Source organism: Aestuariirhabdus sp. LZHN29, assembly GCF_049985285.1.
Classification (GTDB): domain Bacteria; phylum Pseudomonadota; class Gammaproteobacteria; order Pseudomonadales; family Aestuariirhabdaceae; genus Aestuariirhabdus.
Genome location: NZ_JBNIEU010000001.1, coordinates 354,909 through 374,939 on the forward strand (window position 1 = coordinate 354,909; position 20,031 = coordinate 374,939).

Annotated in this window: 17 protein-coding genes; 5 read left to right on the plus strand and 12 right to left on the minus strand. The window is 56.3% G+C overall.

Annotated elements, in window-relative coordinates:
* Positions 1–9 precede the first annotated feature (9 nt).
* The gene (locus ACP3PW_RS01655) at positions 10–930 is read left to right on the plus strand and encodes a LysR substrate-binding domain-containing protein (RefSeq protein ID WP_426414914.1); all 921 of its coding nucleotides are present in this window, start codon (positions 10–12) and stop codon (positions 928–930) included.
* 221 nt (positions 931–1,151) lie between these two features.
* Here ACP3PW_RS01655 and ACP3PW_RS01660 read toward each other — a convergent pair whose 3' ends face one another.
* From ACP3PW_RS01660 to hrpB, 3 genes are all read right to left on the minus strand, one after another.
* Entirely contained in the window at positions 1,152–2,144 is a 993-nt protein-coding gene (locus ACP3PW_RS01660) for a glutathione S-transferase family protein (protein ID WP_426414915.1), read from the minus strand.
* 82 nt (positions 2,145–2,226) lie between these two features.
* On the minus strand, positions 2,227–3,045 hold the full coding sequence (locus tag ACP3PW_RS01665; protein WP_426414916.1) for an SDR family oxidoreductase: 819 nt from the start codon (positions 3,043–3,045) through the stop codon (positions 2,227–2,229).
* Positions 3,046–3,162: 117 nt separating this feature from the next.
* Positions 3,163–5,712, minus strand: a complete 2,550-nt coding sequence (hrpB, locus tag ACP3PW_RS01670) for an ATP-dependent helicase HrpB (RefSeq protein WP_426414917.1) — start codon at positions 5,710–5,712, stop codon at positions 3,163–3,165.
* A gap of 309 nt (positions 5,713–6,021) precedes the next feature.
* Here hrpB and ACP3PW_RS01675 point away from each other — a divergent pair, with 309 nt between their 5' ends.
* Positions 6,022–6,717 carry an OmpW/AlkL family protein gene (locus tag ACP3PW_RS01675; protein WP_426414918.1) on the plus strand — a complete coding sequence of 232 codons (696 nt, stop codon included), beginning with the start codon at positions 6,022–6,024 and terminating at the stop codon, positions 6,715–6,717.
* A gap of 108 nt (positions 6,718–6,825) precedes the next feature.
* On the opposite strand, the gene ACP3PW_RS01680 is transcribed toward ACP3PW_RS01675, so the two are convergent.
* Positions 6,826–8,607 carry an acyl-CoA dehydrogenase C-terminal domain-containing protein gene (locus ACP3PW_RS01680; protein ID WP_426414919.1) on the minus strand — a complete coding sequence of 594 codons (1,782 nt, stop codon included), beginning with the start codon at positions 8,605–8,607 and terminating at the stop codon, positions 6,826–6,828.
* 284 nt (positions 8,608–8,891) lie between these two features.
* Between ACP3PW_RS01680 and ACP3PW_RS01685 the strand changes: the two genes are divergently transcribed.
* A complete protein-coding gene (locus ACP3PW_RS01685) occupies positions 8,892–9,140 on the plus strand; it encodes a hypothetical protein (RefSeq protein WP_426414920.1) in 249 nt (82 codons plus the stop codon).
* 50 nt (positions 9,141–9,190) lie between these two features.
* Here ACP3PW_RS01685 and ACP3PW_RS01690 read toward each other — a convergent pair whose 3' ends face one another.
* The 8 genes from ACP3PW_RS01690 to bioB all read right to left on the minus strand — a co-directional run bounded on the left by ACP3PW_RS01690 (position 9,191) and on the right by bioB (position 17,001).
* Positions 9,191–10,993, minus strand: a complete 1,803-nt coding sequence (locus ACP3PW_RS01690) for a phenylacyl-CoA dehydrogenase (protein ID WP_426414921.1) — start codon at positions 10,991–10,993, stop codon at positions 9,191–9,193.
* Positions 10,994–11,233: 240 nt separating this feature from the next.
* Positions 11,234–12,130 (minus strand): putative metalloprotease CJM1_0395 family protein, encoded by an 897-nt coding sequence (locus tag ACP3PW_RS01695; RefSeq protein ID WP_426414922.1) that lies wholly within the window; start codon positions 12,128–12,130, stop codon positions 11,234–11,236.
* A 39-nt stretch (positions 12,131–12,169) separates the two neighbouring features.
* The gene (locus ACP3PW_RS01700) at positions 12,170–12,400 is read right to left on the minus strand and encodes a hypothetical protein (RefSeq protein ID WP_426414923.1); all 231 of its coding nucleotides are present in this window, start codon (positions 12,398–12,400) and stop codon (positions 12,170–12,172) included.
* 150 nt (positions 12,401–12,550) lie between these two features.
* Positions 12,551–13,234 (minus strand): dethiobiotin synthase, encoded by a 684-nt coding sequence (bioD, locus tag ACP3PW_RS01705; protein WP_426414924.1) that lies wholly within the window; start codon positions 13,232–13,234, stop codon positions 12,551–12,553.
* Between the two features lie 2 nt (positions 13,235–13,236).
* On the minus strand, positions 13,237–14,022 hold the full coding sequence (gene bioC / locus ACP3PW_RS01710) for a malonyl-ACP O-methyltransferase BioC (protein WP_426414925.1): 786 nt from the start codon (positions 14,020–14,022) through the stop codon (positions 13,237–13,239).
* Positions 14,009–14,773 (minus strand): alpha/beta fold hydrolase, encoded by a 765-nt coding sequence (locus ACP3PW_RS01715; RefSeq protein WP_426414926.1) that lies wholly within the window; start codon positions 14,771–14,773, stop codon positions 14,009–14,011. Before ACP3PW_RS01715 ends, bioC begins: the two co-directional genes overlap by 14 nt.
* Complete coding sequence (gene bioF, locus ACP3PW_RS01720; RefSeq protein WP_426414927.1) at positions 14,766–15,965, minus strand: 8-amino-7-oxononanoate synthase; 1,200 nt, start codon at positions 15,963–15,965, stop codon at positions 14,766–14,768. Before bioF ends, ACP3PW_RS01715 begins: the two co-directional genes overlap by 8 nt.
* The gene (bioB, locus tag ACP3PW_RS01725) at positions 15,949–17,001 is read right to left on the minus strand and encodes a biotin synthase BioB (protein WP_426414928.1); all 1,053 of its coding nucleotides are present in this window, start codon (positions 16,999–17,001) and stop codon (positions 15,949–15,951) included. The genes bioF and bioB overlap by 17 nt, the downstream gene beginning before the upstream one ends.
* 350 nt (positions 17,002–17,351) lie before the next feature.
* On the opposite strand from bioB, the gene ACP3PW_RS01730 reads away from it, so the two are divergent.
* Entirely contained in the window at positions 17,352–17,882 is a 531-nt protein-coding gene (locus ACP3PW_RS01730; RefSeq protein ID WP_426414929.1) for a ComF family protein, read from the plus strand.
* Positions 17,883–17,974: 92 nt separating this feature from the next.
* Positions 17,975–20,005 carry a methyl-accepting chemotaxis protein gene (locus ACP3PW_RS01735; protein WP_426414930.1) on the plus strand — a complete coding sequence of 677 codons (2,031 nt, stop codon included), beginning with the start codon at positions 17,975–17,977 and terminating at the stop codon, positions 20,003–20,005.
* Positions 20,006–20,031: the final 26 nt, after the last annotated feature.

The following is a 20,031-nucleotide window of genomic DNA, read 5'->3' on the forward strand; positions in this document are numbered from 1 at the left end:
GATTCGTCTATGGCTAACCCGATTACTATAGAGGCTCTGCAGGTGATCGACGCGATCAGTCGACGAGGCTCCTTCGCCGCTGCAGCAGATGAGCTGTTCAAGGTGCCATCGGCGATCTCCTATACGGTGCAAAAGCTGGAACAAGACCTGGATGTCACCCTCTTCAACCGGGCAGGCCATCGCGCTATTTTGACCCCTGCCGGAGAGCTTCTGCTGGAGCGAGGACGACAGATCCTCCAGGCCACCCAGGAGCTGGCCGACGCGACGCGCCTGACGGCCAACGGCTGGGAGACCCGGTTATCGATCGCCGTCGATTCCATCATCCCCATCGAGCTGGTATTCCCGCTGATAGAGCAGTTCAACGCCCACCAAAGCGGGGTCGAGATTCAAATTCATCATGAGGTGCTTATGGGGTGCTGGGATGCGCTGACCTGCAAGCGCGCCGATCTTGCTATAGGTGCCGGCACCGGCGCCCGGCCGGGGAAAAACTTTAATACTCTCCCCCTGGGGACCCATGAGTTTATATTCGTTACCCATCCTGAACACCCACTGGCGCGGACGCAGCAACCCCTGTCACCCGATTCGATTGGAGAATACACCTCCGTTGCAGTGCGCGACAGCTCCCGGCAGCTGCCTCCACGTACTCACGGCATACTGGACAAGCAGCTGCGCCTGACCGTCCCCGACATCCGCAGCAAAATTCTCGCCCAAAAGGCGGGTCTTGGGGTCGGTTACCTGCCACGAGCCGCCATACGCACAGAGCTCGCCAACGGCACCCTGATCGAGCTCAAAACCCTCGATGCACAGCGTCCCAGCCAGATAGATACCGTTGCTGCCTGGCGCAGCGGCAGCGACGGCCGGGCGCTCAAATGGTTTATCCGTGAACTGCGCAAGGACAGTACAATTCGCAGCTATATCAACGGCGATTAGCTGGCCTGATCACTGACACCCTGGGAAGCCGAGCGGATCGATGCCATATTACGATTGATCTCCCCCGCTACCGCGCTCTGCTGTTCGGCACCACTGGCGATCTGTAAATTCATATCATTGGTGAGATCGTCCCAGCTTTTCAAACTAGGAAAACGCAACAACCTGTGCGTCACAGTGGGCACTGCCAATACCGGATACGATCAGCATACGCGCTCTTTTCACTAGCTGCTGCCAGGTAACCGCCCACGATCATGGGAGACATTTAGATCGATCACCGGGCCGCCGGGCACAATACGGGTCGGGTTGATTTGAGAGTGACTGTAGTAATAGTGTCGCTTTATATGCTCCATATTCACGGTCTCGGCGATACCCGGCCACTGGTAGAGCTCGCGCAGGTAATTACTCAACTGAGGGTAGTCAACAATCCTGCGCAGATTACACTTGAAGTGCCCGACGTAGACCGCGTCAAAACGCACCAGGGTGGTGAATAGTCGCCAATCCGCTTCGGTGATCTGACCGCCTGCCAGATAACGCTGCTGACCGAGCAAAACCTCGAGCCAGTCGAGAGCGCCGAATAGCGCGGTCAGCGCAGAATCATAGGCCTGTTGGGTGGTAGCAAAACCAGTCCGGTAGACACCATTATTGACCTGCTCGTAGACACGACTGTTGATAGCATCGACCTCTGCCTTTAACGCCTCCGGATAGAAATCAAGTCTGTTTCCCGTAAGAGCATCGAAGGCTCCGTTGAACATGCGAATGATCTCTGAGGATTCATTGCTGACAATGCACTGCCGCTGCTTGTCCCACAACACCGGCACGGTTACACGCCCGCTGTATTGCGGGTTGTCGCGTGTGTAGATCTGGTGCAAAAAAGAGCAGGCATAGAGGTCATCGCCACTAGCACCCGCTGTACCTGCCCCAAACTCCCAGCCGTTCTCCAACATGTCGGGGTCAACAACACTGAGGCTAATGAGTGCCTCAAGTCCTTTGAGTTGGCGAAAAATCAGGGTTCGGTGCGCCCAGGGACACGCCAGGGAAACATACAGATGATACCTTCCTGCTTCAGCTCGAAAGCCCCCCTCCCCGCTAGGGCCCGGTTGGCCGTCGGAGGTAATCCAGTTACGGAACTGGGCACCCTCGCGCACAAAAGCACCGCCGCTTTCCCTGGTGTCATACCACTGGTCCTGCCACTGCCCTTTAACCAACAATCCCATTGTAGATGCCTCGCGTAAGTATCCAGACTTCACTATAGGGAGGCTTCGGAAAATTGTTAGCGAATGCTTTTGAGCATGGCGTTCAGGATTTTTGATCGCCCACATCGCTCAGGCGTGCAGAGATCAAGCGCTCAAACAGGCGGGGGAAAAACCGATAAAGCAAACGGGTGCCGCGTCCTACGTTGGAGAGCACCAGCAAGCGCTCTCCCTTAAGCGCCCCATTAAACACATCGTCGGCAACATCCACCGCTGAGGCCACATCGCCAATCCAGGAAAAGGGCTCTTCCCGAATGGAGCCATCAGCGCGAAGTGCATTCTTGCGAATATCGGTCGCGGTAAAACCGGGACACACCATCATCACTTGCACACCAGACTCTGCCAGCTCTACACGTAAGCAGTCGAATAATCCATGCAGGGCGTGCTTACTGGCACTGTATCCGCTGCGGTGCCATAAGGGTGCAAAACCGGACATACTGCTCATGGCGATAATCATCCCCTTGCGCTCCACCAGAGAGGGAAGCGCGGCCTTGGTGCAGTAGAGGGAACCGAAGTAGTTAACCTCCATCACCCGACGAAACACCTCCAGCTCGGTGTCCACAAAGGCGCTACGATGCACGATACCGGCGTTGTTAACCAGCACATCGATGCCACCAAATTGATCGAGAATGCGGTCAAAAGCGCCCCGAACAGACTCCGGATCGCTCACATCGCACACCAACCCCAGCGCTTTGGTATTGTGCTTGCTCACCAGTTGATTAGCCAACGCATCGAGAGGTTCATGCTGGAGGTCAAGCATCGCTATCCAGGCTCCCGCTTGGGCAAAACGCAGGCACAGCTGACGCCCGATACCCGCCGCCGCCCCGGTCACTACTACTACTCGGTTTCTGAATCGTGTCTTCATTGAGGTTCCGTTAGCGGCAATATTTCCCGCAAAGCCTGTCACCAAGTATTACCCAGCATGGGATCGCTTGCCAGCACTAGCGAAGCGCTCTCTCCATCAGCCCCTAGCATGCCGGGATCAGGATCCCTTTATGTGACGTTTGGTGCGTGTCGTCGGCGCAGCTTTGGTAGGGTCGTCGGGCCAATAGTGCTTCGGATAACGCCCTTTCATCTCCTTTTTGACCTCTGCATAACTGCCTTGCCAGAAACCTTCTATATCCTGGGTGATCTGCACGGGCCGTTGAGCCGGCGATAGCAAACTCAAGGTCAGGGGCTGTTTTCCTGCCGCCAAACAGGGATGAGAGGTACAGCCGAACATCTCCTGCAAGCGCACGGCCAGAACCGGTGCCTGAGGGTCACTGTAGTCGATGCGGAGCCTGGAGCCCGAGGCCACTTCCCAACGCTCCGGCGCCAGCGATTGTAAACACTTGCTGGTTTCCCAGTCGAGCAGAGCCAGTAGCACCTGGCTAAGATCAAGGGTACGCAATTGCTCCAGCCGGGTTTGCCGGTCAAGATACGGCTGCAGCCACTGTTCCAGATTTTCATCCAACCATCGGTCATCGAGGGAGGGTATTTCGGTGTTAAATCGGGCGGCGAAACAAAAACGTTCGCGCAATGCCTTGCTACCCTCATCCCAGGGCAGCGAATGGATTCCCCGCTCACGAACTCCTTGCAGAAGAGCCTGTTGCAGCTCACTCGGAGCCGGCTCCAGCAGCCGACTTTGATGCACGACCAACGCCCCCAACTGCTTACGCGTTTCAGCAACGACCTGCTGCTGACGTTTAGCCCAGGACACATCACGCACAGTCACCAACTGTTCGGCAAACTGATCCTGCAAGGCCTCCAGGTCAATTTCACACGCAAGAAATATACGAGCATCACTTTTGTTTTTCATGCCCCCAAGCTCAGCGACTACCAACCAGGGCATCGATGCCATCCCATCATTAGCGGACATCGAAGCGCCTTTTCCGTTAGCCAGCCGATAGCTCCCCGGTTCGGCGCCGCGCCGCTGGGCAATTCGATCGGGATAGGCCCAGGCCAGCAAACGCGCAATCTGGTCACGATCATAAACCCTTTGACGCACACTGAACTGTCGCTGCCACTGCTTCGATAGTTGGCGGGCACGCTGCAAGGCTCCGTGACGAATGCTCATCCACCGTGGTGGGCGCTCCCCCTCCATGACCGCCAGTCTCAACATGATATCGGCATCGGGCTGGTTACGTGCCGTCATGAGCAGGTCGCGTTCGCTCAGTAACCCCGCTAGCTGGCAGGCGGCGTAACCCAGGGATTCTTGCTGGGCCCTGATCACCATGTGCGCCAACCGCGGATGCATGGCCAAGGCGGACATATCAAGCCCATGTTTGCTGATCTGCAATGGCCCCTGGTTGTCGGCTTGCAATGCCTGTAAGCGCTGGAGCAGATCACAGGCTGTATTGAAATGCGCCTGCGGGGGTGGATCTAGCCACAGGTAAGCCGCAGGATCCAGCTCCCCCCATGCGGCAAGTTCCAGCGCCATGGAGCTGAGATCGGCTTCCTGTATTTCTGCCGCGGTATAGCTCTCCAGCTGCAGGTTTTCACTCCACAAACGATAGCAAACCCCCGATTCCAGGCGACCGGCACGCCCCGCCCTCTGCTGGGCCGAGGCCAGCGAGATACGCTGTGTGTCGAGGCGCGTCATGCCCGAGACCGGGTCGAAGCAGGGCCGGCGCACCAGTCCGCTATCGACGACGATACGCACCCCTTCGATGGTAAGACTGGTCTCGGCGATAGGCGTGGTCAACACCAGCTTGCGGGCACCCTTTACAGAGGGACTGATGGCGCGCTGCTGCACTTCAAAGGGAAGCTCACCGTATAAAGGGCACAGCTGAATTGCAGAAAACTCCTGAACCTCCTCCAACATCTTCTGCAACCGCTGAATCTCTCCGCTGCCCGGTAGAAACAGCAAAATATCCCCCGACTGCGCGCTCACGATCTGGCCAATCAAACTCACCAACGCCGCGTACCATTGCGAAGCAGAGCGTTGTAAGGAACCGATATCCCGGTAAAAAACCTCAACCGAAAAAGTTCGTCCACTGCTAGTTAACAGTATTGAGTCGGATAAACGCTCATTGATACGGCCACCATCCAATGTTGCCGACATAATCACCAATTTAAGCGGATCCTCGTCACGATAAAGCTGCTGGGTTTGCTGGCACAGGGCGAGTCCAAGATCGGCCTGGAGTGAGCGTTCATGAAACTCATCAAATAGCACCACCGCGTAATCGCCCAATTCGGGATCGCTTTGAAGCTGGCGGATCAACACCCCTTCGGTCACGACCTCGATACGGGTATTGGGGCCGACACAGCGCTCCAGGGATATTCTGTAACCGACACGATCACCCACCGGCTCACCCAACAGGGACGCCATTCGGTGAGCCGCTGCTCGGGCGGCGAGGCGCCGCGGTTCAAGCAGCAGAATTTTACGCCCCTGCAACCAGGACGCTTGCAGCAGCAACGCCAGAGGAACCGCTGTTGTTTTCCCCGCTCCAGGGGGGGCCTGCAACACCAGGTTGTGGCGCAACGCCAACTCCCGCGTGAGTTCAGGCAAAAGCTCTGCGATCGGTAGTTGGCGGATTGCTTCAGGCAGCACGATGGGACCCGTGTAGGGAGAGTGGAGAGGGAAATGAGTTTATCAATATATTCCCTTGCAAAGTATTGGGTGGCGATCTAAATCGGGCCTATGATACATAGCGTTTAGCTACGACACTCCCCTTAAGGCACCAGCATTGACAAACATCACAACCTCAATTCCATGCGCCAGACGATTACGGGAAAGCAACCACTCTTTGTTGATTTATATCAACTGTTGAGCTATATCAATACACGCACTTTTAGGGCGGGTATAGAATTCATCCCATAATAACTATTGGACAGACAACAACTACACAGGGAAATGACTATGAAAAGATTAACGCTTCTTACCGCTATCATTGCAGCGACCGCGACCCTTTCCGGACAGGCAATGGCTCGCGAGGCGGGTGACATCATTGTCCGCGCCGGTGCGGCAACCGTGGACCCCTCCGGAGTCGAAAGCGACGAGATAACGCTTAACGGCACAGGCCTTGGTGCCGAAGTGAATAATATAGATAGCAGCACCCAGCTGGGGTTAACTTTCACCTATATGGTTACCGACCAGATTGGTCTCGATTTACTCGCTGCCACCCCCTTCGAGCACGATATCAAGGCTCAAGGGCTAGAGGGATTAGGCATCAACAAGGTCGGCAGCACCAAACATCTGCCCCCCACCCTCTCAGTGCAATATCACCCTATGGGGGGCAGTGACTCCAAGTTTCAGCCTTTCCTGGGGCTGGGCTTGAACTACACCACCTTCTTCGATGAAGACGCCAGCGGGGAGCTGGAAACCGCTCTGGGGGAAAAGTATGACCTGGATCTGGACGACTCCTGGGGTATGGCTTTTCAGGCTGGGGCCGACTACTTTATTACCGACAACCTAGCCGTTAATGCCACCGTATGGAAGCTCAACATCCAAACCGAAGCAGAGTTCAAGGGCAAGAACTCAGGTAATCGCATTAAAGCCAAAGACGTAGACATCAACCCCTGGGTTTATATGGTCGGCCTCGGCTACAGGTTCTAGCCAACACCATCGGGCGTCAGTTGACGGCCCAAACAAAAAAGGGGATGCAGGCTGGAACCTGCATCCCCTTTTTTTATTCGGCGGTACTCACCACCGAATCCGATTTTGCTAGAACAGTTCATCCGCCAGCGCGTACAGAGGCTCGGCACCCGACTTGATGCTCGCCTCCAGGCTCAGGACGCGGGGCAACAGTCGCTTGTAGAAGTAGCGAGCCGTCGCCAGTTTGGCTTCGTAAAAGCCTCGCTCTTCGGTACCCTGGTCCAGCTGCTGCTGTGCCTTTTGCGCCATAAGCACCCACATATACGCGTAGGCGGTGTAGCCAAACAGGTGCAGATATTCAACGGAGGCGGCGCCAATTTCATTCGGATCGTTAGCCGCACGCTCCAACACCCAATCAGTGGTCGCTTGCAAGCGATCGCAAGCGTCCAGCAACGGCGTACGAAACTCCTCCGCAATCCCTGCCGCCACTTCACGAATTTCAGCGACGAAAAGGGCCGTCCACTTGCCCCCATTGGCCACCGTCTTGCGGCCCATCAGGTCCAGCGCCTGCACGCCATTCGTGCCTTCATAAATTTGGGCAATGCGGGCATCACGAACCAACTGCTCCTGCCCCCACTCACGAATATAACCGTGGCCACCGAAAACCTGCTGACCGTCGATCGTGTTGTTCAGGCCCATATCCGTCATAAATGCTTTGGCCACGGGTGTCAGCAATGCAACCATCGCTTCGGCCTGTAACCTGTCCTCTTCCACGTCACTGAACTTAACAAGATCCAGCTGCTTTGCGACATAGGAGGAGAACGCCCGCCCCGCTTCGGTGGTGGCTTTCATGTTGAGTAGCATCCGCCGAACATCTGCATGGGCCAATATGGGGTCGGCAGCTTTTTGCGGCTGGATGGCACCCGTAGCAGCACGCCCCTGAATACGCTCGCGGGCATACTCGATAGCGCTTTGGTAAGACGCTTCGCCTGCACCTAGCCCCTGAATACCAACTCCCAGACGCTCGTAGTTCATCATGGTGAACATACATGCAAGACCTTTGTTGATCTCACCCACCAGATAACCGACGGACCCATCGAAGTTCATAACACAGGTCGCGGATGCTTTGATTCCCATCTTGTGTTCAATAGAGCCACAACTGACGTTGTTGCGCTCACCCAGACTGCCGTCTGCCTTCACCTTGACCTTGGGTACCAGAAAGAGGGAGATCCCCCGCGGACCTGCCGGCGCATCGGGTAATTTCGCCAACACCAGGTGAATGATGTTTTCGGTAAGATCATGATCGCCACCGGTGATGAATATTTTGCTACCACTGATGCGATAACTACCATCGCCATTATCCTCGGCACGGGTGCGAATCATACCGAGATCCGTTCCTGAGTGGGCCTCGGTCAGGCACATGGACCCCGCCCAGGTCCCCGCGTACATATTGGGCAGATAGGTCTCTTTCAACTCGTCACTGCCGTGGGCATTGATCGACAGGCAGGCCCCGACCGTCAGCATAGGGTAAAGACCAAACGAGAAGTTAGCGGCCATGGTCATCTCTTCGACCTGAGAGCTCAGCATCTTGGGCATGCCCATCGCCCCCAGCGCTGAATTTCCGGTCAGACCTACCCATCCGCCTTCGGCGTATGTCTGGTAGGCTTCCTTGAAGCCAGCAGGGGTGGTTACCTCTCCGTCATTCCAATGGCAACCCTCTTCGTCGCCACTACGGTTAATCGGAGCAATCATGCCCCCCACCATCTTGGCTGCTTCTTCCAGAATTGCATCGGCAGTTTCCGGGTCAACCGTTTCCTGCAGTGCTGGCAACGACGCCCACAACTTATCTGCCTCAAACACCTCGTTCATTACGAAGCGAATGTCTCGCAACGGTGCTTTGTACTCAGCCATGATTTAAACCTCTTTATACATTATCTCGTTATGGAGGCCTGGTCTCCGCAACCCTCCGGATGGCCTCTATCAAGGGTATTCGATGATAATCAACGAACCCAGCAGACTCAATTAGTCTATTTTTGACCAGCCAGTCACTTTTTTACTGGCACCCATTTTTGTAATCTCAGGCGAGCATTAATTACCGAGGGTCGCTTTAAACCAACGATATGGCAAACCCTTCTATAAAGAACCCTGACATACCAGGCAACCTGTTCTAGATTTACTGGCAGAGGAGAGACACGATGCCGATACTGCTACTGATGCTACGAATGGCCCTGTTGCCCCACTGGATGCTGCACCGGGAGCCAGATGCAAATCACTTCTATCGCCGCACATTTACCCGCCGTTACCGAGCCAAACGCCGTATTGTCCGAGCCCTGTGGATTGTCGCCGGCGTCCTAATGCTCTGTAATCCTGCGCTGCCATTTATCATTCTGATCGGGCTACCAACTACCCTGCTAGGCTTTGCAATTCTTGACGAAACCGCCTGACAAAAAAGCCCGCCAGTTAGAGGCAGGCTTTTTTGTTGCTCGACCCCCTGTTACTGCTCGGGACCAAACTGGGCCACACTCATCTCCATCAAGTTGTCTGCACCAGACTCAATGGCCGCCTTATGGGTCAGGGTACGGGGCAGGATACGCTGAAAATAAAAGCGCGCAGTTTGCAGCTTGGCCTGGTAGAAATCGGTTTCGGTGGTTCCGGCATCCAACTTGGCTTGCGCAACCTTTGCCATCTCTGCCCAGAAGTAAGCCAATACGGCATATCCGGAGTACATCAGATAATCAACGGAAGCTGCACCCACCTCCTCTCGGTTACTCATGGCGGTCATGCCGATTTTCATCGTCATCTCGCCCCACTCCTTATTCAGCGCCGCCAAAGGCTCAACGAACTCTTTCAGTGAAGCTTCTTCAGCATTTTGCTTGCAGAAACCGTGAACGACCTTGGTAAACCCTTTCAGCGCTTCACCCTGGGTCATCAGTACTTTACGGCCAAGCAGATCAAGCGCCTGCACGCCAGTGGTTCCTTCGTACAGCATGGATATGCGGCAGTCGCGCACATTCTGCTCCATGCCCCACTCGCTGATAAATCCATGCCCGCCATAAATTTGAACACCGTGGTTCGCCGCCTCAAAACCGGTCTCGGTTAAGAACGCCTTGGCAATAGGCGTCAGGAACGCGAGCATTTGATCCGCCGCCCTCTTCTCTTCGTCGCTGCCGTGATGGGTCACATCAACCTGTTTCGCCGCAAAATAGGCCAACGCCCGGCCACCCTCGGTAAACGCCTTGATGGTCAACAACATACGGCGTACATCAGGGTGCACGATAATGGGGTCTGCAGCCTTTTCGGGTGCTTTAGGGCCCGTCAGAGAGCGCATCTGCAAGCGTTCACGAGCATAAGCAAGCCCGCCCTGCATTGCTATTTCGGCGTGCGCCAGACCCTGTAGCGCGGTACCCAAACGAGCCGTATTCATAAAGGTGAACATACAGTTCAGGCCCTTATTTGCTGGTCCGATCAGGTAACCGGTGGCGTCATCAAAGTTCATGACACAGGTCGCATTACCATGGATACCCATCTTGTGTTCCAGCGAGCCGCAGCTGACGCCGTTGCGGCCTGCTACATTGCCATCCGCATCGGTCAGGTGCTTGGGTACGATGAACAGAGAAATGCCCTTGGTGCCTTCAGGCGCATCAGGGAGGCGAGCCAATACGATATGAACGATGTTGTCGGCCATATCGTGATCACCAGCGGAGATGAATATCTTGGTGCCGCTAACCTTGTAACTACCATCCGCTTGAGGCTCTGCTTTGGTGCGCAGCAAGCCCAGATCAGTTCCGCAGTGGGACTCGGTCAGGCACATAGTACCCGTCCACTCACCGGAGACGAGCTTAGTCAAGTAAGTTTGTTTTTGCTCAGGCGTGCCGTGGGCCTGAATCGTGTTCATGGCACCGTGACTGAGGCCCGGATACATACCCCAGGACCAATTTGCCTCACCCACCATTTCGCTCATTACCAGACCCAGTGACTCGGGCAAACCCTGGCCACCGACCTCGGGGTCGTGGGCCAGCGAAGGCCAGCCGCTCTCTACAAACTGGCTGTAAGCTTGCTTAAATCCTTCCGGGGTCGTTACCCCCTCTTCACTCCAGGCGCAGCCTTGACTATCGCCAACACTATTTAGCGGCGCGATCACCTGTTCGCAGAACTTGGCACCCTCCTCCAGAATGGCGTTCACCATATCGGGGGTAGCCTCTTCGCACCCGGGAAGGGTCGCGTAATGCTCTTCAAAACCAAGCAATTCATCACGGACAAAACGAATATCGCGCAGGGGGGCCTTATATTCTGGCATGGAAAAACCTCGAACTTTTGTTGTGATCACCGAGTGGCTCAGTAGCCTCACTCGCCTGAAGGACAATCTTCCGGATTACGGTGGACGCCTAGTGTAATTGTTAGCTTTCAAACAGCTGTTTGAAACATACGTTTACGGAACGTTAAAGTCAACCCTTTCTGATTACAGGCGGTAACAGAAGCCCACGTCAAAACCAGACGCGATAGATGCACCGAGGAAATATAACCGTTAGTTTAGATCTCAGGCAGAGAGGTCGATCGACTTGCCATCATCCGATAGAAGATTGACCTGGCGCAGGGCGTCGTAGGTATCCGCTAGCCCCTGATTCGCCCTTAGCAAGCGATCACGCTGCAAGCGCTCCTGCTCACGCTGGCGCTCACGTTGCTCCTCAAACTGCTCATCACGAGAGGTACGCTCTTGCGCGCGAGCCTCCTCCGCCTCTAAGGAGTTCACCCGCTCTTCGCGACTTTCGGCGCGTTGAGCCTCATTTTCCCGCCTATCCTGCTGCTCCTGGGCCGCAAGATCACGGGTCGCCTGCAGTTTGATTTGTGCCGCCTGGGTAGCAACCTGACGGTCTTGAACAGAAGGGTTTGCTGGCGCCAGGGCAGCTCGCTGCACCTGCTCGGCTTGGGTTATGGTTGCCTGGGGGTCGCCCGGGACCCGTCCGACTGCAATACTAACCTCACCAGAGGTAGCGTAGCGGCGCCCATCAGGACCAACGGTGTACTGAAAACTCGCAGCGCCCGCCAGTGCCCCGCCAACAGAGGCATGAGCCTGTTCGTGATTTCGTACCTCGCGGTCCCGCGCGACAAGCTCAGACAACTCCAGTCGCTGACGCTCACTGGAACCTGCAGCCTCTTCAGGGGCGGCTGCGGGCCGGGAAGGACGTGCTTCGGATTCCTCTTCGGAGGACGAGTCGCCAGAACGTCCCTGAACCCGCTGCTGCGCGTCCAACGCCTGCTCCTTGGCTTTGTCGGGGGAGTCGCGCACTGCCGTTTTGGCCGCGAGTTCATCGGTCTCGTCGACCGGGCTGAAGACCCGACTCTCCTCCTCAGGAGCGGTCTGCGCGTCCTGCTGCTTACCGATTGGCACCGGCGGGGTAGCGATCGGAATCAAATTAATGGGAGGTATTTGCATGACATTTCTCGTTTGCCATTTACCAATAGACGATAGGCATCAAGCCAGCGTATCGATCAGCGAACCGAGCGCCTCGTCGGCGGCCTTTATGCTCTTGGTGGAGGCCTCGATCTGGCGCTGGCTGGTTTTAAGCTCGACCAGCGGAGACGCTATATCCCCCTGAGGACGAGTTGTCCCTGCTTCGGCGATCTCCTGCGCAGCCCTGTTCATATTTTGCTGACCCGCCTGAATACCCGCCAGCCCACTGTTAAACGCCGAATCAACTTTCACCAAGGCACCCTCTATACGTCCTACCTAACGACCCAGTATAGCTTCTCTTCGGACGAAGAGGAGCCAACCATGCTCACATTTTAACCAAACAACGCCCGAGCAAGAAGTAGCAACATCGTCTAAAAATAGCGGCTTACTGCATATTTTGCTTTAAAGGATCGGAGTCAGATCCAGGTACTGGGCCGCTTGCTCTGCGCACGGAAGAGGAAGGTGGGGGATCGCACCGAGACATGGCGCGCCTATACGCTGGCGCAGACTCTCAAGGTTTTCCTGATAGCAGTGCATATCAGGATCAATTTGGTTCGCTACCCAACCCGCCAGCGGAAGTCCGTCCCGTAAAATAGCTTCAACCGTTAACAACGCATGGTTTATGCAGCCCAATTTCATCCCCACCACTAAAATGACGGGAAGATTCAAGGCCACCGGAACGCCGCTCAGTGCTTCCCGTGCATTAAGGGGAACGCGCCAGCCACCGGCACCCTCCACGACCAACAGCTCACTACGCTGCATCATTGCGCCGCGACAGAGCCCCACCAGACGATCAACCGTCAAGCGGCGGCCCTCCTGCTCGGCAGCGATATGGGGCGCGATGGCCGCCGTTAGTGCCACTGGATTAACTTGCTCATAAGCCAACGGCTGCGTCATATACTTCTGCAATAGCAACGCATCGCTATTGCGCAACCCCTCGTCGGTTATTTCACAGCCCGCCGCTACCGGCTTCAGGGCAATGGTACTCAACCCTGCATCCTGCGCCGCGACCAGAATAGCACCCGCTACGAGCGTTTTACCTGCGTCGGTATCGGTTCCAGCGATGAAATACTGCTTTTGAGCCACGTTTAGATCTCCTTACTCAATACACCAAACACCACCTGATAGGTAGCAGGCAACCGTTGCTGCTCATCACGAAACTGCTCGTAGCCGAACTGCAACGCTTTCAGCCTCGACGGCGTCATCAACCCCCGGCGGCGGGCCCCGGTAAGCGTATTGGCTCCCAGCTCGATCAGCTCCCGACTCAACTGTGCAACCCGATCGTAATGCAAGCGATGGGGAATGGACTGCAACTGCCGAATACTAAAATCACTACGGGAGGTGTCGCCCCCTAAATCATCAAACGACGGGTACTCATTGACGTGGCTAAACCCATCCACCGTCTGCCAGGCGCGGCGCAGCTCATACAGGGTACCCTCGCACAGCGTTGAAAATACGAAGAACCCTCCAGGGCGCAGCACTCTATAGGCCTCATCCAATACGCTGGAAAAACGATCGCACCACTGGATAGCCAAGCTGGAAAAAACCAGGTCCACCGACCCGCTTTGAAACGGCAAGTTCTCCGCATCCCCCCCACACCAGGCTGGTGAGGGAAAATTGCAACGGGCATGCCGCAGCATGCCCTGAGCCAGATCGCAGCCAACCACCAGCGCCCGAGGATAGCGTTGCTGCAACTGCCCGGTATGCATACCCGTGCCGCAGCCTATATCCAGCACGGCCGCAGGTGAAAGCCCGTGGGGAATCGATGCCAAAACCTCTCCCGCTACCTGCTGCTGGAGATGGGCAGCATCATCATAGCTATCGGCTGCACGCCCAAAACTCTCTGCGATTGCACGCTTATCAACCGGAGACATGAGGAGCTCCCGGGTACGCCGCATTTATACGCTGTAAAAAACCTTTCACCTGCTGTGCAACGGCCTCCGGCTGGTCCACCAATAACAGGTGGCTGCTCCCATCAATACAAACCCGCTCACCCGGCAAGCTATCACTCAGCGATACCGGCACCAGGGCATCATCTCGCGCCAACAGCGATAGGTGAGGCTGGCTTAACGAAGCCAGCAGAGGACGATGATCCCGCGCCAGCAGAGACAGGCTGGGTAACAATGCGCGCTCATCACCATTGAACCTGCCCTGCTCGCGCAACCAGCGGGCTCGGCTGCGCACCTCGGGGCTGCCCTGACAGCACAACTGCTGAAATCGGCGCAAGGTCAACGCCATGTCCGACTCCGCGCCTTTAACAAACTGCTCGAACACTACTGCGTCCATGCCGGGCCACTGATCGCGCGCAACAAAACAGGGGTTGCTCGCCAGCAGCACCACACCCACCACGCGTTCGGGCGCTCGTTTGGCCAGCATCAGTGCGATGGTTCCGCCCAGTGACCACCCCAGCAGAACCACAGGCCCCGCTGGCAACCGCCTCAACAGGTCAGACTCCAACGCATCCGGATCCTGCCACAGCGCCAGATCCTCGAGCGGCCCCTCGTAACCCGGCAGGGGTAGCACCCGGGTGTCGACTCCATCGAGGGCTGAGCAAAGCGGTTCAAACAGCGTCGATGGCATCGACCAACCTGACAACAGAACCAACGAAGGTAAGCGCTCACTCATCCGTCAAACCCCTGCCTTTGCAGGAAGAAGACAGCGCCTCCAGCAGCCGGTCGACATCCTCATCACTATGACTTGCGCTAAGGGTTACCCGCAAGCGTGCCGTCCCCCGGGGAACGGTGGGCGGGCGAATCGCCGTCACCAGTATCCCCGTCGCCTCCAGCTGTTCGCTTATAGCCATTGCTTGCCGGGCATCACCGATCACTATGGGCTGTATCGGCGTAGAGGAATCCATCAGCTCAAGCCCGAGCGCCTCAGCCCCTTCACGAAAGCGGGCAATTAATTGTGCCAGCTGAGCACGACGCCACCCCTCCTCTTTCAACAGCTGCAAGCTGTCGAGGGTGGCGGCAGCTACCGCTGGGGGCATCGACGTAGTGTAGATATAACTGCGCGCGTGCTGGATTAGCGTTTCTATCAAGGCTTCGCTGCCGGCGACAAAAGCGCCAGCCGTACCAAACCCCTTGCCCAGAGTACCGACCAGCACCGGCAACTGGCTTTGTTCCATACAAAAATGCTCCGCGCAACCGCCCCCCGACGCCCCCAAAAAACCGAAGCCATGGGCATCGTCCACCATCAGCCAGGCATTCCGTTGAGAGCAGGCCAATGCCAACGCTGGAAGTGGCGCGAGGTCTCCGTCCATGCTGAATATGCCGTCAGTGACTACCAACTTACGCTGAGCCGTAGAGGCATCAAGTTTGCTGCACAGGCTATCGACATCATTGTGCAGATAGCGCTGGAAACGAGCCCCACAGAGCAGGCCTCCATCGATGAGGGAGGCGTGATTCAGTCGGTCCTGAAACACCCCATCACGTTTATCCAGCAAAGCCGTGATCACACCCATATTGGCCATATAACCGGAACTAAACAGCAACACTCGCTCGCGGCCGGTGAAGTCCGCCAGGGCCTCTTCCAGCGCATGGTGAGGCTCGCTATGACCAATCACCAGATGTGATGCGCCGCCGCCCACGCCATAGCGGGAGGCCGCCCGCTGCATGCTTTCGATCACTTTAGGGTGGTTCGCCAACCCCAAATAGTCGTTGGAGCAGAAGGCCAACAGGTCGCGGCCATCGCAACGCAGCCGAGGCTGCTGGGGCGATTGCAGCAACCTGCGCCGGCGATAAAGGTGTTGTTCTCGCCTCTGTTCCAGCTCCAATGCCAGGTTTTCAAAGCCCCGACTGTCAGGCTGAGGCGTCATAGAACAGCGCGTCCTGCTTTTGTTTTATCAGGGTTTGGCGAATTTCCGCTTCGGCGGTATCGTCCGCCTTGGCGATCGCCTGCTCGGGGCGCATTCCCAATCGAGCAAAGAGCTGCAGATCGCGATTTTTTTCCGGATTCGGCGTCGTCAGCAGGCACTCTCCGTAAAAGATTGAATTGGCTCCCGCCAGAAAGGCCAGGGCCTGCATCTCATCGCTCATACTCTCCCTGCCAGCCGAGAGCCGCACGTAGGATTCCGGCATCATAATGCGAGCTACTGCCAGCGCGCGGATGAAATCGAATGAATCAACCTCTTCCTCGGCCTCCAGGGGCGTGCCTTCAACCCGCACCAACATATTGATGGGCACACTCTCGGGCTGCTGGGGGAGGTTAGCGAGCTGGACCAGCAGGCCGATGCGATCATTAGCGCTTTCACCCATCCCTAAAATGCCGCCGCTACACACCTTCATACCCGCATCGCGGACATGCTCCAGGGTATCGAGGCGATCCTGGTAACTGCGGGTGGTGATGATCTTGTCGTAATACTCAGGAGAGGTATCGAGGTTATGGTTGTAATAGTCCAGCCCCGCATCTGCCAGTTGCCGGGACTGCGACGGATCAAGCATCCCAAGAGTCATACAGGTTTCCAACCCCAGCTCCTTCACCCCCTTTACCATCTCCAATACGTAGGGCATATCTTTTTCGCTTGGGTGTTTCCATGCGGCCCCCATACAGAACCGACTAGCTCCCCCTTCGCGGGCTTGACGAGCTTTCTCGAGCACGAGTTCCACCGCCATCAATTTCTCTTTCTTTAGGCCGGTGTTGTAGTGACCGCTCTGGGGACAGTATTTACAGTCCTCCGGGCAGGCGCCGGTCTTGATCGATAACAGGGTACTGGTTTGTACCTGATTGGGATCAAAATGCTGGCGGTGAACGCTCTGCGCATGAAATACAAGGTCCATAAAAGGGAGCGCGAAAAGCGCCTTAACCTCGTTCGGCGTCCAGTCATGGCGCACCTTGGCATCTATAGTCGGCATGGTTTGATTCCTGATGATTGCATCTATGTTGCAGCTGCCTACAGGCGCTGCAGGCCAACTGCTACGACAACGGGGGCTCTTCTCGCTAGTTATCTGTTACGCAGAAGGTTTTCATAGCGCTGCATGATATCTCGTGATCGCCCACTGTCAACCCAGACCAAGGCTAACAAGTTTACTAATGTATGTTTTTTGATCTAGTTAGGGTTCCATGCCTGCTTTGCGGAGACTCGGCTACCGCTCGCATGCCGTTGTGCTCGCCCTGTTTGAATGCTCTGCCCAGGCTTTACAGCCCCTGCCCATGCTGCGCCCTGGACCACAGCGGCCCCTTGGGTAGCCTCTGCGGCCTCTGCTTGACCAGGCCTCCGGCCTACCATCGTTGCATCGCCGCGCTGCGCTACGAATTCCCTGTTCGGCAGTTGATTGGGCGCTATAAATACCAACGTCAATGGCTGTATGGGAAACTGCTGCAACAGCTGCTATGGCATCGCCTAAGCGAACAGATCACCCTGGAAACCGCGCCGGATGCGCTGATTGCCGTGCCCTTGCATCCTCAGCGATTGCGCGAACGGGGCTTCAATCAGGCGCTGGAGTTAGCCCGCTATCTCTCTCGCCGCAGTAGCATCCCCCTGTGCCACCCGCTGGTGATCCGCCAGCGCAACACCCCTCATCAGCAGGGGCTTCCCCTCAAGCAGCGCCAGCGCAACCTCAAAGGTGCTTTTGCCCTCGGCGCCGATCTGCCCGGTACCCATTTGATGTTGGTCGACGACGTGCTCACCAGCGGCGCAACGGCGAATGAAATAGCCTGCTTGTTACTTCGAGAGGGCGCCCGCAGAATTGACATCTGCTGTCTGGCACGAACACCTTCACCCGCTTTAAACTAAAGCTTCCCCTATACTTACCGATACTCTTTACAATATGCACCGCCATGAGGGGGTGCTAGCTATTCGCTGACTAATAACCCGGATTCTCACCAATGATCACCCTTACCCTGTCACGTAAGCTGGGCCTTGGCTTCTCTTCCATTATTCTATTGATGGTTTTAACGGCAATCATTGTGCTGCAGTCGATCTCCAGCATAAACCGCAGCGAGCAACAGTTGACCTCGGTTCGCTTCCCCACTGTGCTAGCGAGCAAGGACCTTCTCAACAATATCAACGGCTCCATTGCCGCTTTGCGGGGCTATATGCTGCTGGGCAGCGAAATTGAAAAGGGAGAGGAGCACAAACGTCTGCGGCAGGAGTCTTTGGCGGGCATCGACGACGCACTGACTCGCCTGCAAACCCTCTCCAGCCAATGGCAAGATCAGGCGACATTGGAAGGCATGGAAAAAGTAGTCGCCCAACTCGAAGGTTTCAAGCAATCCCAGCAAGCGATCGAGGAGATCAGTAACACCGACGATAACATCCCCTCCTATGCACTGATGATCTACGATGCGGGTCCCTTTGCAGAAACCCTGCTCGACCAGCTCGATGTATTGCTCAAAGAGGAGGTCGGTCTCGAGCCAACCCAGGAGCGTAAAAATCTGCTCAAACTGTTCGCGGATAGCCAAAGCAGCTTTTCCAACGCTTTCTCCTTTATCCGTTCCTTCCTCATCTCGGGTGCCGAAGAGGACAGACAAAAGTACAACAACAGCATGGCCATCAATGATCAACGCACCAGAGAGATCGATCGCCAGGCATTTCTCTTTAACGATACAGAGAAGGCTCTATGGAGTTTTTACCTGGAGATGCGCGAGTCTTTTGCTCCCCTCGCCGATGAGATCTTCGAGCTACGGGGGGCTCATGACTGGAACATCGCTAACCACAAGATGGGAACAGACCTGGTGCCACGAGCACAGCAGATCACCGCAGAGGTCGAGGCGATCATCTCTACCCAACAGGAGCTGATGACCCAGGACCAAACAGCCCTGCGTAATGCCAATGCACGCATGGGCCTGGTGATGAAAGTGGCTACCGGGCTGGCGGTTGTGATCAGCACACTGATTGCGGTATTGCTCGCCCGCCAACTGCTTGCTTCACTGACACCCATTAACCTGCGCGCGCAACAGATTGCCCAAGGGGATCTATCGGGTGACGACCTGCCGGTTCGCAGCCACGACGAATTGGGCGAACTGACCCTTGCGATCAATCAGATGTCAGCGCAACTAAGAGAGTTAGTCGTCGATGTATCCCGCTCGGCCGACCAGGTCAACGCCGGCTCAGAGCAACTCAGTTACGCGAATCAGAAGATCGCCGCTGGCATGCTCGAACAAACCGCCAAGATCACCTCCATCGCCACCGCGATTGAGGAGATGTCAGCCACCGCGGGGGATGTTGCGCAAAATACCGCCGAGGCGGCCTCCGGAGCCAACGATTGTGTCGATATCGCCCATGACGGAGGCAATGTCGTTGAGCACACCATTACCACCATCAACGCTATCCACAGCGCCGTGAGCGAAAGCAATCAGGCGGTACTCACCCTGAGTGCTCAGGGTGAGGAGATCGGCCGTATCACCGAAGTGATTCGGGGCATCGCTGAGCAGACCAATCTACTGGCGTTAAACGCTGCGATCGAGGCGGCCCGGGCCGGAGATCAGGGACGGGGATTTGCCGTGGTTGCCGACGAAGTACGCCAACTAGCCCAGCGCACCAGTGAGTCCACCGCTGAAATTTCCCAGTCGATCCAATCCATCCAGCACGAGACCCAAAACGCCGCGCAGAAGATGGCCAATGGCATGAAGCTGGTCGAGGAGGGGCGTGACTCGGCCCGCGGAGCGGGGGATGCGTTGACCAGCGTAATCGACAACGTCAACCGTGTATCGGATATGGTGGCCTCTATCGCTTCCGCAACCGAAGAGCAATCGGCGGTGTCCCATGAAGTCGCCAGCACCATAGAGGAGGTTTCTTCGATTATTCAGCAGGCGTCGGAAAACACCTCCGAGAACGCCGAGGCTACGGATCAACTCAGCCGCAAGGCCGGGGAGCTGCAAGCGATGATCAGCTCCTTTAGGGTAGAGGCACCCTAGGCAAAGCGCCGTGAAGGCAAGGATTC